Genomic DNA, 15,878 nt, shown 5'->3' on the forward strand with positions numbered 1-15,878 from the left:
TAGAAAAATTAGGTATAAATATATATTTATATGCAAAAGAGAGTGAATAAATGAAACCAACTATTAAAAATTACTTATTTTTACATGTAGCTTTTTTGATATATTCTATCATTATGGTTTACATGAAATGGGCGGCTAAATTCCCCATTGCTTCCATCTCATTTTTTATGGCTTATTTCGGACTAGTTATACTTTTATTTGGATATGCAATTTTATGGCAACAAGTAATTAAACATTTCGAAATATCAAAAGCATATTCACATCGCGGGATTATTATACTATGGTCAATGCTTTGGTCAGTATTTCTATTTGGAGATACGATTCAGTGGAATCATTTACTTGGTGCAGCTATTATTATCGTCGGAATTGTGGTGGTGACAAAAGATGAATAGTTATATGTTATTATTTATTTTCGGGATAATTTTAGCTAATTACTCACAAATATTATTAAAAAAAGCTACTTTGCAACAATACGATTCTAGAATAAAAGAATATGTGAATCCTTATGTTATTATCGGCTACTCTTTATTTGTAATTAACGCTGGATTAAATGTTATCGCCATGAAGGGCATGGCATTAAAACAAGCATCAGCATTAGAATCCTTAAGTTATATCATCATATTAATTTTCGGTTGGTATTTCCTAGGAGAAAAAATAACGAAACGTAAACTCATCGGCAACATGATTATTATCGTTGGTGTAATCGTTTATTGTATCCAATAGTAAAAGGCTCCGTTTATCACAAACGGAGCCTTTTACTATTGACCTAAATTTTGCACCTTCTCTTTCAAATCTCGAACTTGATCTACCGTCTGCATAAGCTCCGAGTTTTTAAACTCTTCTACATTCACTTTCCCTTCTTCTATCTTTGTCATCGCCGTATCAATTAACGTATTTAACTTTTCGTTATATCCGACGATTTGCTGATGAAGATCCTTTGCTACATCAGGCGGTGTTAATTCATTAAAAGCGGGTATATCTTGTTTAATTTCACTAAGCTTCGCTTCTAATTCTTTTCGAGCTTCACTATCATTAACAGCCTTTTCAGCTAATGCTGGTGCATCATTTGCAAACGCACTTATTTCATTTATATAGTCTGTCGCTTTTTGAGCATAATCTATGGAGTTCTTTCCTTGTTCTACTAGTGAACATCCCATTAAGCCAATTGTAACTATAAATACTACTAAAATTGATTTTATTTTCATTTTAGGCTCCCTTCGTCTTTATAATTGTCTGTAAGTTTCTCTATCCTAACTTCTAGCTACATTACTTATAACCTTTTTTCAAATAGCTATTTACCCTCTTACATGCCCGATTACTGTTACAACATCTACTTCTATATGTACGCTAATAATATCTTCAATTATATCCGTATATCCTTGTCCTATAGCTGTTCCATAGTGTAATGTAAGCCCCTTCTTTTCATACACTGACTTTGGTACTGAAAAAATAAATCTCCTCAGATTTCTTTCATCAGCCGGTTCCATAATTAAAACAATCCCATCCTCATCAAACATATACGCTCGCCCTCCAACTTTACATTCACTATGGCTCAGTATTGCCTTGGTCAGCAAAATTTAAAACATAATACGTTTATATACACACTATGCTGCACCATAAAAATAAAAAACATTCCTTCTTTTTGTTAAGAATGAATGTTTTTTAAAAAATCAATTTCTAACTCTAGCATCTTTCTTTGACGAGGTTTTACTTTTCTTACGGGAACTCCCGCATAAATATACCAATCATCTAAACTCTCTTTTACCATACTCATCGCACCGACTGCCGTACCTTCTCCTATAGTTACATTTGGAAAAATAATAGAATTAGCACCAATAATCGCATGTTTTTTTAAAATAACTTTTTCTGTTTTCACATTCCTATATTGACTCGGAACAGTTGGTCCCATTAATGTATTCCCACTGAAATCATCTAGTACTGCATATACGATTGTTTTAGCTGAGATATTTGCAAAGTCATGCATTTCAATCCCAACTTCCCCTCCATATAACGCTGTATACGCTGATATATGCGAATAACTTCCAATTGTAATTTTGCCACTTAAAATGCAAAAATCATCAATCCTTACATGATTACCTACTGATATAACACCTGGATTATATATACTTGCTTTTTTACTAATCAATACATTCTTCCCAATTGATAAAAATCCAATTTTCTTTAGCTCTTCTTGACTATAAAAACTATTCATCTGCCAACACCGCCCTCTGACCTAAACATCTTACAATTTGTTCTACTATTTCTTTCGTCATTCCTTCCCATAAAGGCAAACTTACTATTCGTTTTGCTATTTTATTCGTTCTTGTTAAATCTGTAGACTTATAGTTTCTAAAAAGAACTTGTTGGTGGCAAGAGGGCGAAAAGTATAATCTAGCTTCTATTTTCTGTTTTTTCAGGTCTTCTATTACTTGTTTGTTGCGAACTTCTTCCGGACAAAGAATAGGCATAAATTGCTGAATAACTGCTTCTGTCTTTTGGAGTTGCCACCCTTTTTTCATTAATCCATTACTTTGTAACAATTGTTTATACCATTCAGAAATACGGGTGCGTTCTTTTAATTTGTCATCCCATTTTTTCATAGTTGCAATCCCAATAGCGGCTGCATATTCAGACATTTTACAATTAAACCCCATCATCGTACATTCACGATTTGTATCAAATCCGAAATTCCCCATTCTTTTAATACGTTGTATATCTTCTTCATTTTTACTATATATGAGCCCTCCTTCACCAATTCCGAAAGGCTTTGTTGCATGAAAACTATATACGATCATTCCACTAAAATCCTGTCCATAATGCACACTTCCATTCATCAATCCGAATCCCGGTGCCGCATCTACGACAACCGGAACACCCCTCTTCTCTAATTCTTCATATTCTTCTAAGTTCATCCATGATCCAAAAGTTGCGTACGGGACAACAATCGCAACCTCTTCTTTTAATTCTTCAATCTTATCCAAAAGTACTGTTTTATCCATATACCAATCATCTATTGAAATATCAATAAAATAAGGTTCCAATCCACACCAAATAGCTGCTAATGGAGTCGCTGGGAATGTAAAACTAGGCATGAGAGCATATTTTCCTTTTTTTCTTTTCTTAAGTTGAATGGCCGCCATTAACCCTAACGTTGCGTTTGCTACTGTTGTAACAGCTCCCCTGTTCTGAAAAAATCCCGACATAATTGTTTGTTCAAAACGTTGATTTATAGGTCCGTAATTCGTATATATGTGAGATGTATCAATTTCCTTCAATTCATCCAAATACTCAATTACAGGTACAGTTGAAGCACGTAAAAAAGGAATATTCTCCATATCTATCTATTCCTTCCTATCATTTTCGGACAATATAGAGCATATCTGTTTCAGATAAGCCAAATTTCCTAGCACTTTTCATCCCTTGTTTTTCAGCTAGGTTATATAATTCCACCTTAAATCCCGCATTCATTAATCGTTGAATGAACCCTGATTGATTATAAATTCTCACATGATCTTCTTGACCAAAAGCTAATTTCCTCAATTGTGGAGTTACAATTAATTCATTCTCTATAATAGAATCCACATTCATTACGATGGGTACTTGAATAATTCCCCATCCACCTGGTTTTAGAACCCTATATAACTCTCGCATTGCTTTGCCATCATCAAGAACATGTTCTAATACGTGGCTACATAAAATTACATCAAAAGTATTACTATCATATGTAATGCTTGTAACATCAATTTCCTTCATTAATGGATCCTTTGGCTCTAAATCCCCACATACATACGTAATATTTTTATACTCGTTAAACCAATCTCTTACATTCGCTTCAGGTGCAATATGAAGCATAGTATATTTTCTACTTAACAAGTCCGTTTCCGTTTCAATGTACACACGATACAATCTTTCACGATCCATCGAACTACAAACTGGACATATCCCTGTATCTTTATTCCACATCTCAAATTTATATTTTGGAAAATCATAATGTGCTGGCCAAGGTGAAAATTTTTCAAATTGTTGATTGCAATATTGACAATAACAACATTCTTTCTCAAACATATGGGCAACTAGTTTGTTTAACCCCTTTTTAATCTTTTCATTATAAATTTGATCTAGTTCTCCATTTCTTACTGCATCCTTAACTATAAATCCCGCATTCTCTAAACAATAGGATAAGCTCTCTTTATAATCTCTTTCAGAACTTAAAAACCCACTATTATATGCATCAATAATTAATTCAATCCATTCTTCAATTGTCATTAAAATAAAATGCATTTGTTTTTGATTTTGTCCACTATGTTGTCTAAAATAACTAAGAGGTTCTTGTATATAAACTACTTTTCCTTTCCTCATCATGTCTAGCCAAGTTGCAATGTCATTAATAGCAGAATAAGCCTTCCCTTTAAAATACCCAAACTTCCCTTCAAACAATTCCCGATTAAACAAAACAGTTGTCGGCTCACCAACTACATTTTTCAAATTTTTTAACATATAATTCCCTAATTCTTTTCCTTCAAAAAGCGTAGTTTCTTTCGCGATTTTCATATTTAATGTTGAAGGTGGTAATATCTCTCCATTCTCATCAATTAGTTCACGATAAGACGTCACAAATGAAATATTTTCTAACGTCAAAAAGTATTTCATCATTCTCTCGATCTTTTCATGATGAAATAAGTCATCATCTAATAAAAAGTTTATATAATCCCCGTTCGCAAGTTCTATACACTTATTAAAGTTTTCAGCAACTAACGGCGTTTCATTTTTAACATATGTAATACACTCATATTCACGTAAATACGGTTGAATCATCGCATTGACTTCATTATTTGTACTGTCGTCAGAAATAATAATTTCAATATTTTCATATGTTTGATTCAGAGCACTATTAAGCGCCAATTCCAAGTAATACGGTCTATTGTACGCAGGAATAAGTATACTTACTTTCGGTAAAGGAGAATTATTATTTATATATTGTTTTTTCTTTTCTATGTTTATTTTCTTTTCTTTAATTTTTTGATAATAGTCTAATGTATATAATATTGATGATGGAACTATCCTTCTTGCATATTCTAGAAAATTAGTTATCGCTTCATCTAACTCTTTTTCGTTAGATAAGAAACCATATTTTTCTCCAGCTATAATACTATGTGAAAAATCTTCTAATCCATCCATCATTTTATTAGATTCATTTAACTGTTGATCTGGATGTAATCGAAAGTAACTCAGTGTCTCTGCTATATATACCGCTTTTCCTTTACTTAATAAAGATAACCATGAAGCTATATCTACGTTACAAAGATACCTCCTCTTATCAAAAATCCCATACGGTTCTTGTAAATCATTTTTACGAAATAAAACTGTTGTCGGTTCTCCAATATAATTTTTTTGATCGACAATTACCCTATTTGCTAATTCTGTTCCCTCTATAATCGTATCCTCTTTAAATAAACGGACAGTTGAATAAATATGTCGTAGTTCTTTCCCTTTTTCATCAATTACTTGACGATGGGATGTTACAAGCTTAATTTCATTATCTAAATCATTGAAAAAATACTTCATCATTTTTTCAATTTTATCCACATGAAAGATATCATCGTCCATTAAAAAATTTATATATTCACCGCTCGCTTTATTAAATAACATTAGAGCATTTTCAAACTGTCCAAGAGTTGACCTGTTTTTTATATAAGTAATATTTGAATGATCACATAAGTATTTTTGTAACACCTTTTCTGTTTCATCATTCGTACTATCATCTCCAACTATAATTTCTATATTAGAGTACGTTTGTTCCAGCACACTACGTAACGCCTCTTCAAAGTAGCGAGGACGATTATATGTAGGAATTAATACACTTACCAACGGAAGTTGATCTACCACCTCTTCATTTCTTTCAATACGAGTTCTCATTTTACTCTCTCACCTCTTCGCATATTATTTATATACGCGACACAAAAATCACATTACTGTAACCGAATGGAGCCTATATACTTTTATGCAGAAATGAAACGAAATATCATACTTTTCGTTCCTGAATAAACATATTTAATAACACGGACATTTTATTTGCACCTTTTTTATTCATATGATCACTATCATAAAAATCTTCATCACAAAATAATGGCGAATCAAATAAATCTATAATTTGAAAAGAATATTGAGCTTGAAAATCGTTTATAACTTTATAAAAATCTTCTTTTAATTTCTTACTACTACAATTGAAATAATGTGAAGTAACAGGGAATACAACAATTAGTGGTTTTATATCATGTTTTAAAAGTAATTCTAAATATGTTTTAAAAATTGTTTTATTTTCAACTAAAGTATGAGGATATGACAATTTAGCATGTGAAGCTGCTCTTATTTTTCCGTGTTCTTCAAAAGGAATGTGAAGAGGAGTGATATTCCATTCAGCATTTATCCAGGGCAATATCAATGATTCATCTGTTAGTTCGTCTAATAAAATATATTCAAAATGCAAATTAAAAATAGAAAAAAGTGGTTTCGGGGTATCTAGATGTGAGAATCCATCAGTGGATAGAGGAGAATGAACTACAGTATGATGGCCGTCTTGAAACAATGGATAATATACTTTGTGAATTCTATATGATTCAGATGATAACGACATGTCAAAGTAAAACGAGAAATAAGCTATTCCTATCAAACAATATTGAAAGGAATGATTGTTTGATAGTAGTTGTGATGCTATTAAATAATCATAGTATAAATCTTGCGATGGAAGTGTTAGTTTTATTGACTTTTTTGAGAGGAGCTCTGTACTTATGCCACAATGCGGATAAGACAAGCCCGTCGCAAACAATTCATACGTCGGATCACCCTTTGCTTTTTTCATAGAAATGTATAAAGACATAAGATCCGGATTTATTTGATAGATAGAAATTAATTTATTCCTCCATTCATACATGTATTTTGTTAAATTAATAATTTTTGTACTTTGCACGCCCCTATTTATTAATTCATTTGTAAGTTTTTCTGCGTCCATTCTCCAAACGACTATATATTGAAAAGAATTTTCTATTTGAACAATAGCTGAAACGTCTACAAGATGAACGATTGTTTTACATTTATTTTTGTCTAATGTATTTTGAATCTTCTCCCTTGATAATTCATCACTTAAAACAATAATTTTATACTGCTCCTTCACGTATATCCCCTCCATTATATGTATAATATGAAATTCATTTTTCATTCGTAACGATCATATACATTTGCCATCCATCAAAAAAAGAATAGAATATTTATTTCAAAACAAAAAATAGCTCCACCATTAGGCGTAGCTATTTTCACTATTATTACTTATTCAAACTATATTCCTTTATCTAACTCATAAAGCTTTCGATACTTCTCATTTTCTTTCAGAAGTTGTTCATGACTTCCTTGCATCACAATTTGACCACGATCAAGGAAGATAACTTCATCAACATGCTCAATTCCTACAAGATGGTGCGTAATCCAAATTACTGTCTTTTCTTCCGTTGCAGAAAACATTGTTTCTATTAAAGATAATTCTGTCTTTGGATCTAAGCCGATTGTAGGTTCATCTAGTACAATGATTGGTGCTTCTTGCATTAGCGTTCTAGCAAAAGCAACCCGTTGTCTTTCCCCGCCAGAAAACCTTTTCCCCATCTCATGCATTTTTGTTTGTAATCTATCTGGAAGAGAAGCAACATGCGAAGCTAATTGTGCTTTCTCTAAAGCATTCCATATCTCTTCATCTGTTGCCTCTGGTTTGCCGATTCGCACATTATTCCCAATTGTCGTATCGAATAAATGCGGCTTTTGATTCAATACAGAAATATATTTTGATAAAAGATTCGTGTGAGCATGTTCACTATTCAATAAAACTTCACCCTGTAATGGGCTTAGTGCACCTGTTAACAATTTTAACAAAGTAGATTTTCCAGTTCCGCTTCTTCCTAAAATGGCGATTTTTTTTCCTGCTTTTATTTGTAATGATACGTCTTTCAATACAAATTCATTGCTATCTGGGTAACGATACGATACATGATTTAATTCAATGTCTATATGTTTTGGTGCAACATAATCTTTATCTCTAGGTAATTCCTTTTCATCCTGTAAAACACCATTACCTTCTACTTGATTGAGACGATGAGCGGATTCTACATATGATGGAATTCGATCGATAGCATCTGACAGAGGAATTAACGCGTTTGTGACAGATAACGTCATTAAGACGAAAGCCGCAATAACGGTAGGAGCAATCTGTTCACTCGCCGCCTCATTTCCAGTCCATATAATCATTGAAATAACTACAATACCCACTACTAATTGAATAATACTGTCCCGAATATGATTCCAGCGCTTCATTCTTTTTTCCGTTTTTAACAACTGAGCATTTTGATCTACATACTTATCAATGAATTCATCTTTTCTACCACTTGCTTGCCAATCAGATAATCCAAAAACAGCATCTGTTAGTTTTTGGTACAAACGGTTTCTTCCTTGCTTTAAAGTAACATGATGTTTCTTCATTAAAAGTAATGATATAAATGGAAGAAGAAAAACGATAATAGCCAACATACATGCTGCAATAAGTGCAAACACTACGTCAAATGTACCGATAACAAGTACGAATATGCTATATACAACTAATGCTAATATGCTAGGAAATATTGTACGTAAATATAGGTTTTGTAAATGCTCTATATCTTCGGATAATACGCCTAACATATCGCCCGTTTGAAATCGTGAACGGAAAAATAACGCCTGTGGTTCTACTATCCCATATAGTTTCGTTCTCATCTTTTCTAATATGCGTAATACAACATCGTGTCCAACTAAACGCTCTACATAATGAAATACCGCTTGTCCTATACTAAACGCACGTGTTGCAACGATAGGAACATATACAGCCATTACATTTTCTGGTCTAAGAGCAGATTTAGAGATTAAATAACCTGAAATGAAAAGTAGCATCGCACCTGAACTAACTCCAAGAAGACCAAGGAAAATAGTTACAGTCATTCTACCTTTATTTTGCTGTATATACGGTTTAATCCAGTTACTCATCTCTATCCCCTCTCTTTCCTGCGAAAATGTAATGCTTCATTCTTTACAAGTTCTTCATACGTTCCGCTTTCTATCATTTTCCCTTTATTTAAAATAAGAATATGATCCATCTGTTTCATCCAGTGAAGACGATGTGTTGCAAGAAATACTAACTTACCTTCAAACAGACGTAACATCGCTTGCTTTATTTCAAATTCAGTTTCAATATCAAGATGTGCTGTAGGCTCGTCTAATAAAATAATTGGCTTTTTGCTTAAAAGGGCTCTCGCCATTGCGACACGTTGTTCTTGTCCGCCACTCAGCATACGCCCACCTTCTCCAATTCTTTCATACATTCCATTTGGAAGCGATGTAACGAGTGAACGAAGACCAACTTCATTCATAACTCTTTCCACTTCTTCATCCGTTGTATTTGTTTCATAGAAACAAATGTTATCTTTTAATGAAAGCGGGAAAATATAAGGTTGCTGCGGAATATAAGCAATATTCTTTTGCCACTCTTCACGAGTAGCCCCGTCAATTTCCACACCATTTACAATCATCTTTCCAGCTGAAGGAGTTAAAAACCCTGCTAATACGTCGATTAACGTTGATTTCCCTGCTCCACTTTCACCAATTACACCTATAGCGCCAGTGCCTTTCCAAGTAAAATCAATTTCCTCTAATATAGCTTTTTCAGATTCATCATTCTTTACTTTTACATCTTGTAATTTCAAGTTACTAGTTGAATTCCATATTAAGTCTACATTAGATTCTTTCTTCCCTATTTCTTTTTGTCGCTGTAAAATCTCTTCTATTTGCTCCATTGCAAGTTGTCCATCTAACGTAGCATGATAATTTGCTCCAACTTGTTTAATCGGCAAGAAGTATTCCGGAGCTAAAATTAAAATCGTAAGGGCTGGCAATAGTACAATTGTTCCATCTATTAAACGTATCCCTAATCCGACCGCTACAAATGCAATTGATAAACTCGTAAAGAAATCTAATGCAAATGAAGAAAGAAAAGCAACTCGCAAAGTACGCATCGTTGCTTTTCTATATCTTTTACTTACTTTTTCAATCTTTCCTTCGTGTTGTTTACTTTGACCTAAATACTTTAATGTTTCTAATCCTTTTAACGTATCTACAAAATGATTAGAAAGAACACGATATGTTTCATATTGGCTATCCGCCATTTTCTGCGCTGCTAATCCTAGTAGGATCATAAAAATAATTACGATAGGAATCGTTACAACTAAAATGATTCCTGACTCAATATCTAGTGTAAAAACATATAGTACAATTAGTCCTGGTACGATACTACTTCTAATCATTTTAGGAATTGTTAATTCAATATATGTTTTAAATTTCTCAATTCCCTCTATCGATAAGGTAACCAGATGACCTGTTCCAACAGTTTGAACATACCGTGGACCTAATGTGAAATACGCCTCTATTAATTGTTTTCTCAGTAGCGATCCTGTTTTTTCAGCGAAACGTTCCACTAATATTTGTGACATTCGAACTAGCAAATGACGTACTGCAAACGTGATTCCGAAATAAACTGTTTCATTTAACATAGATTGCACTGCTTCTCCCTGAAATAAAAACGTAATAGCTCGCGCTAAAAACACCGTTTGTGCAATAATACTAAAAGCTTCTAACATGCTAATGATTGTTAGCACTACATATAAAACTCGGCTACCAGGATACGATGGAAGTCCTCTTTTTCTTTTCATTAGTACTCCAAATCTTTATCTGACTTAACAGGTTGTCTAAACACATAGAAACTCCATATTTGACTTCCCAAAACAAATGGCAATATAGCAATTGAAAAATACGTCATCAGTTTTAGTGCATAATCTCCTGATGCTGCATTATAAATTGTCAAATCGTATATTGCCCCTAACGAACTAATTAAGACGCGCGGGAACATGCCGGCAAACACACTCGCACTTAGTAAAATGATTGTTAAACTTGTCATAAAGAAAGCCCAACCATCTCTTCTTCTTTTATTTAATAATGTTGACACACATAATGCTACAAAAGCTCCAATCGGAACCATAATCCATTCTGTACCATGACCAGTGAAAATATCTGTTTTCCATAACCCTACACTAGCAAAAATAAGAAGCGCTATAATTGCAAGTGGTGCAATTTTCAGTGCAGCAATACGTGCACGTTCTCTTAACTTACCAGTTGTACGTATTGTAAGGAATTGCAAGCCGTGAACAATACATAGCAGAAGGAACATAACTCCTCCAAGTAATGCAAAGGGATGAAGTAATTGTAGGAATCCACCTACAGCATTTTTCGTCTCATCAATTGGAATACCTACCATAAAGTTAGCAATGGCAACTCCCCAAAGGATAGGTGGTAATAAACTTCCTAAAAACATACCCCAATCCCAAAAACCTTTCCATTTATGATTGTCTATTTTCGCACGGAATTTAAAGGAAACACCTCTTATAATTAAAGCAAGAAGCATAAATACAAAAGGAATGTAAAACCCACTAAATAAAGTTGCATACCAGTGCGGGAATGCTGCGAACATAGCGCCACCTGCACAAACAAGCCATACTTCATTCGCATGCCAAAATGGGCCAATTGTATTTAAGTAAATCCTTTTCTCTAAATCGTTTTCTCCTAAAAACCTTGAAACTATACCTACACCGAAATCGAAACCTTCAAGTACAAAGAAGCCTACGAATAAAATTGCAATAATGATAAACCACAACTCATTAAGAGATAACATACTCATCCTCCTTATCAAATGGATCATGGCTTTGAGAATCCTGTTTCGCTTTCTTATTCTCATGTCCTTTAATGATACGAACGAATAAGTAAATGGTAATTCCACCTATAATTAAATATAGTGATGTGAATGAAACTAAAGAGAATAACACTTCTCCGAACGTAACATTTGGAGATACAGCATCTTCCGTTTTCATAACACCGAAGACTACCCAAGGCTGACGTCCCATTTCAGTCATAATCCATCCTACTGTATTACCGATAAACGGTAGTGAAATTGCATACACCATTAATTTTAAATACCAAGTTTTTTCAGCTAAACGGTCCTTTTTGGATAAGAACCAACCGTACGCTCCTAGAAGAAGCATAAATGTTCCACTCATTACCATCGCTCTAAAACTCCAAAACATCGTGTGTACTGGCGGAATATAATCTCCAGGCCCATATTTTTCTTCATATTGCTTTTGAATTTGATTCATCCCTTCTACTTGACCGCTAAATTTATCAAATGATAATAGGCTTAGCATATAAGGGATTTGAATTTCAAACGAATTTTCTTTCTTCTCTGCATCAATTTTCGCAAATACAGTAAATGGCGCTGGATCTTCACTCGTATTCCATAACGCTTCAGCAGCCGCCATTTTCATTGGGTGTGTTTTGATTAATTGTTGCGCTTGCGCATGACCGAAGAATAATACTAGCGCCGTTGTAAGTGTTCCAACAATGATAGAAATGCGGAATGATTTTTTAAACACTTCCGTTTCTTGGGCTTTCGTTATTTTCCATGCACTCACACCTGCAATAAAGAATGCACCCGTTGCAATTGCCGCTGTAATGGTATGCGGGAATTGTACCCATAATTGTGGGTTTTGAATAATTGCTAAGAAATCATTCATTTGTGCACGTCCATCTGCTGCCATTTCATATCCTACTGGCGATTGCATAAATGCACTTGCAGTTAAAATCCAAAATGCTGATAACATTGTTCCAATTGAAAGGAGCCAAATACATAAAAGGTGAATGCGCTTCGGTAATTTATCCTCACCGAATACCCATAAACCTAAAAATGTAGACTCAATGAAAAATGCTAATAAACCTTCAATCGCAAGTGATGGACCAAACACATCACCTACGAAACGTGAATAGGTTGACCAGTTCATACCAAACTGGAATTCTTGTAAAATACCAGTTACTACACCTACCGCAAAGTTAACAAGGAATATTTGTGTCCAAAACTTCGTCATCTTCTTATAAATTTCTTGTCCCTTTACCACATATAACGTTTGCATTAACGCAATGATAAAAGCTAAACCAATAGACAGCGGAACAAAAAAGTAATGGAAAATCGTTGTTGATGCGAATTGTATTCGTGCCAATTCAAGCGTTTCCATACTACAATCACTTCCTTCATAGTTTTTATAATAAAAGTGAATTGAGCAATCTTATCAAGCTCAATTATTAAGAAATACGAAAAGACAAAAACATTTTGTATGTATTGTCGAAAAATACGAAGTTTCAGTTTTTCAAACTATTGTAATGCTATTTTTTACCTTTTCACTATTTCTGTAGTGTTTTATTCGTTAATCGAATTGTATAATATACCTGCATAGTAAATTCAGCTGATTTTTGACGTATTATTGACATCATTTTGTCTGAAATATGTCTTTTGGTATTTTTTTGAATTAGATTTTTCTCATCGATAAAATGTGTTTTTTTAATATGAGACTTATCTTTGCATCAATAAAATAATCGTTTCTCTCTTTATACACTTGACTTTTCTACGGAAAAATGTCCTATTAACCAATGGATAATTTCGTTATTTTTTTGTCAAGAGAAAAATGTATTTCTAAAATTCAAACATGAAATATTGTTATTCAAAAATAGGAAATAACCTCCTCTTTTCAGATTAAAAATTCACTTTTTTGTCATTTTTTCAAACTAAAATAAATTAAAAATACCGAGAATCCATTAGACTCTCGGTATTTTTTAATTTATTTTGCTGTATGTTTTCTAATAGCCGGTAAAATTTCAGTAGCAATTAGCTCGATATTTTTCTCAATTTTATCATATGGTACGCCACCAAAATCAATTTCTGCCATAAAGCGTTGTTGCCCAAACAATTCATATTGGTAAAGCATTTTTTCAATAATTTGTTGTGGGCTACCAACCATTAACGCGTCACGGTAATCTATTGCATTTGTAAATTGTTGTTTCGGATACCCACCACCGCGTAGCGTAAGCATACCAGCATTAATGTGAGGGTAGTATTCACTAAGTGCATCTTGTGAATTTTTCGCTGTATAAAATAAACTCGTTGTTGCAACTGGCAAACTCGCTGGATTAAATCCACTTTGCGCAGCCGCCTCACGGTAAGCATCTACTGATCCTTTAAAGTTAATAGCTGGACCACCTAGTGTTGTTATCATCATTGGTACACCTGCACGTCCTGCTTTAATCGCACTAGCTGGTGGGCCACCAACTGCACGCCAAATTGGTAAGTTATTATTTTTAGCTCTTGGAATAACCGATGCATGCGCAAGCGGTGCTCTGAACTGTCCATTCCATGTTACATGTTCCTCTTTATTAATTTTTAATAAAAGATCCATCTTCTCTTCAAATAACTCTTCATAATCATTCACATCATAACCAAGTAAACTATATCCCCCAATACGAGATCCACGACCAGCCACAATTTCTGCACGTCCATTAGAAATCAAATCAAGTGTAGCAAAGTCCTCGTATACTCGTACCGGATCAGATGTACTTATTATCGTTGCTGAACTTGCAATTTTTATATTTTTCGTTGCTTGCGCAATCGCTCCTAAAATAACTGTATGAGCTTGCGTTGTAAAGTGTGTTTGATGACTTTCACCGACAGCAAATACATCAAGTCCAGCTTCATCTGCTAACTTAGCTGTTTCAATTAATTCATGAATTCTTTGTTCCGCACTAATTTTCTCTCCATTATGCGGATTTAAAACATGATCCCCAATCGAATATAATCCAAACTCCATCCCTTTACTTGTATCCATACGGTATTTTTCCATCATTACTCTCTCCTTTAATAAAGTGTTATTAGTTTCTCTTTTAAAAACGTTTGTAAGTCAAATGTATTTTCCTATTGTCTATAACTTCACTTGATTAGTCAATTGATAGTGTAAAAAAAATTACTCTTGCGGTAATTCTTTTTTTTCACTATGCTTATGAACCTTTGTCATTAGCTCGTATAACATTTTCTGTTCCTCTTCATTTAATACGTCATCAAAAAACGATGATTGAAATGCAAGTTGCTCTGGCAATGCTTTCTCTAAGGCAGCTTCCCCTTGCTCTGTCAGACTAATTGTTTTCGTTTTCCAATCTTGTTTTCGTACAATATATCCTTCTTTTTCAAGACGCGTTAACATTCGAGAAATACCGCCTTGTGTAACAGTTACCTTTTCAGCTAACTCCATTTGTGTTAGTGGTTGATACGTACGTATTTGCAAAAGCACATCAAATTGAGCAGTTGTTAAATCAAAACGTTTTAAAAACTCATTTGACATCTGATTACTTTGGTTCGTAAATCGTATTAAACGTAACCATATTAATGATCCTATCGTATTATCACGCATGTTTGATCACTTCCTATCGTGAATCTTACTATCACTTTACTACGCAAGTGATAAAAAAGCAAGAGAAAACGTGAAAAATATCTCATTAAAGTATTACATAAATAACGATAAGAAAGAATTCATTTAAACATGAATTCTTTCTTATCGTTATTCTTAACTTTCCATATCATTCATTGCTATATGTAAAGCGCCTACTGCTTTGGGCCAACCAACATAAAAAGCCATATGTGTTATTAATGCAATCATTTCATTTTCTTTAATTCCATTTTGTTTGGCCAGTCGCAAATGAAATGGTAATTGTTCTGTATTACCAAGACTGATTAATACCGACACTGTACATAAACTCCTTTCTCTTAATGTTAAAGTGTCATCTCGCCACACTTCCTCGAACAATATTTTTTCACTATAATGAGCAAATGCAGGTGCCTTTTCTCTCATTTTCTCTTGAATACAATATTCAATGGATTCATTCATCAT

At 33.6% G+C, this 15,878-nt stretch carries 15 protein-coding genes; 2 read left to right on the plus strand and 13 right to left on the minus strand.

Features of this window, described 5'->3' with window-relative positions:
• Positions 1 to 50: 50 nt before the first annotated feature.
• Together BAQ46_RS19575 and BAQ46_RS19580 are read left to right on the plus strand one after the other, a co-directional pair.
• On the plus strand, positions 51 to 392 hold the full coding sequence (locus BAQ46_RS19575; protein WP_000805123.1) for an EamA family transporter: 342 nt from the start codon (positions 51 to 53) through the stop codon (positions 390 to 392).
• Complete coding sequence (locus BAQ46_RS19580) at positions 385 to 723, plus strand: EamA family transporter (RefSeq protein WP_001089868.1); 339 nt, start codon at positions 385 to 387, stop codon at positions 721 to 723. Before BAQ46_RS19575 ends, BAQ46_RS19580 begins: the two co-directional genes overlap by 8 nt.
• A gap of 35 nt (positions 724 to 758) precedes the next feature.
• Here BAQ46_RS19580 and BAQ46_RS19585 read toward each other — a convergent pair whose 3' ends face one another.
• The 13 genes from BAQ46_RS19585 to BAQ46_RS19645 all read right to left on the minus strand — a co-directional run bounded on the left by BAQ46_RS19585 (position 759) and on the right by BAQ46_RS19645 (position 15,878).
• Positions 759 to 1,205: a DUF6376 family protein gene (locus BAQ46_RS19585; protein ID WP_071742511.1), complete on the minus strand. Its 447-nt coding sequence runs from the start codon at positions 1,203 to 1,205 to the stop codon at positions 759 to 761.
• Between the two features lie 90 nt (positions 1,206 to 1,295).
• Positions 1,296 to 1,517, minus strand: coding sequence for a hypothetical protein (locus BAQ46_RS19590; RefSeq protein WP_000459104.1), 222 nt, complete (start codon positions 1,515 to 1,517; stop codon positions 1,296 to 1,298).
• Positions 1,518 to 1,645: 128 nt separating this feature from the next.
• On the minus strand, positions 1,646 to 2,212 hold the full coding sequence (locus tag BAQ46_RS19595) for an acyltransferase (protein WP_001084169.1): 567 nt from the start codon (positions 2,210 to 2,212) through the stop codon (positions 1,646 to 1,648).
• Positions 2,205 to 3,335 carry a DegT/DnrJ/EryC1/StrS aminotransferase family protein gene (locus BAQ46_RS19600; RefSeq protein ID WP_071742514.1) on the minus strand — a complete coding sequence of 377 codons (1,131 nt, stop codon included), beginning with the start codon at positions 3,333 to 3,335 and terminating at the stop codon, positions 2,205 to 2,207. The genes BAQ46_RS19595 and BAQ46_RS19600 overlap by 8 nt, the downstream gene beginning before the upstream one ends.
• A gap of 19 nt (positions 3,336 to 3,354) precedes the next feature.
• Positions 3,355 to 5,916 carry a glycosyltransferase gene (locus BAQ46_RS19605; RefSeq protein WP_048557530.1) on the minus strand — a complete coding sequence of 854 codons (2,562 nt, stop codon included), beginning with the start codon at positions 5,914 to 5,916 and terminating at the stop codon, positions 3,355 to 3,357.
• A gap of 106 nt (positions 5,917 to 6,022) precedes the next feature.
• The gene (locus BAQ46_RS19610) at positions 6,023 to 7,171 is read right to left on the minus strand and encodes a hypothetical protein (RefSeq protein WP_061131172.1); all 1,149 of its coding nucleotides are present in this window, start codon (positions 7,169 to 7,171) and stop codon (positions 6,023 to 6,025) included.
• Between the two features lie 161 nt (positions 7,172 to 7,332).
• Positions 7,333 to 9,057, minus strand: coding sequence for a thiol reductant ABC exporter subunit CydC (gene cydC, locus BAQ46_RS19615; RefSeq protein WP_061131171.1), 1,725 nt, complete (start codon positions 9,055 to 9,057; stop codon positions 7,333 to 7,335).
• Positions 9,058 to 9,059: 2 nt separating this feature from the next.
• Positions 9,060 to 10,775 (minus strand): thiol reductant ABC exporter subunit CydD, encoded by a 1,716-nt coding sequence (cydD, locus tag BAQ46_RS19620; protein WP_000824083.1) that lies wholly within the window; start codon positions 10,773 to 10,775, stop codon positions 9,060 to 9,062.
• Positions 10,775 to 11,791: a cytochrome d ubiquinol oxidase subunit II gene (gene cydB, locus BAQ46_RS19625; RefSeq protein WP_061131170.1), complete on the minus strand. Its 1,017-nt coding sequence runs from the start codon at positions 11,789 to 11,791 to the stop codon at positions 10,775 to 10,777. The genes cydD and cydB overlap by 1 nt, the downstream gene beginning before the upstream one ends.
• Complete coding sequence (gene cydA / locus BAQ46_RS19630; RefSeq protein ID WP_000448876.1) at positions 11,778 to 13,181, minus strand: cytochrome ubiquinol oxidase subunit I; 1,404 nt, start codon at positions 13,179 to 13,181, stop codon at positions 11,778 to 11,780. Before cydA ends, cydB begins: the two co-directional genes overlap by 14 nt.
• 600 nt (positions 13,182 to 13,781) lie before the next feature.
• On the minus strand, positions 13,782 to 14,837 hold the full coding sequence (locus BAQ46_RS19635; protein WP_061131169.1) for an LLM class flavin-dependent oxidoreductase: 1,056 nt from the start codon (positions 14,835 to 14,837) through the stop codon (positions 13,782 to 13,784).
• A 120-nt stretch (positions 14,838 to 14,957) separates the two neighbouring features.
• Positions 14,958 to 15,401 (minus strand): MarR family winged helix-turn-helix transcriptional regulator, encoded by a 444-nt coding sequence (locus BAQ46_RS19640; protein WP_001205518.1) that lies wholly within the window; start codon positions 15,399 to 15,401, stop codon positions 14,958 to 14,960.
• A 153-nt stretch (positions 15,402 to 15,554) separates the two neighbouring features.
• Positions 15,555 to 15,878 (minus strand): carboxymuconolactone decarboxylase family protein, encoded by a 324-nt coding sequence (locus tag BAQ46_RS19645; protein WP_000980847.1) that lies wholly within the window; start codon positions 15,876 to 15,878, stop codon positions 15,555 to 15,557.

Source organism: Bacillus paranthracis, assembly GCF_001883995.1.
GTDB lineage: Bacteria > Bacillota > Bacilli > Bacillales > Bacillaceae_G > Bacillus_A > Bacillus_A paranthracis.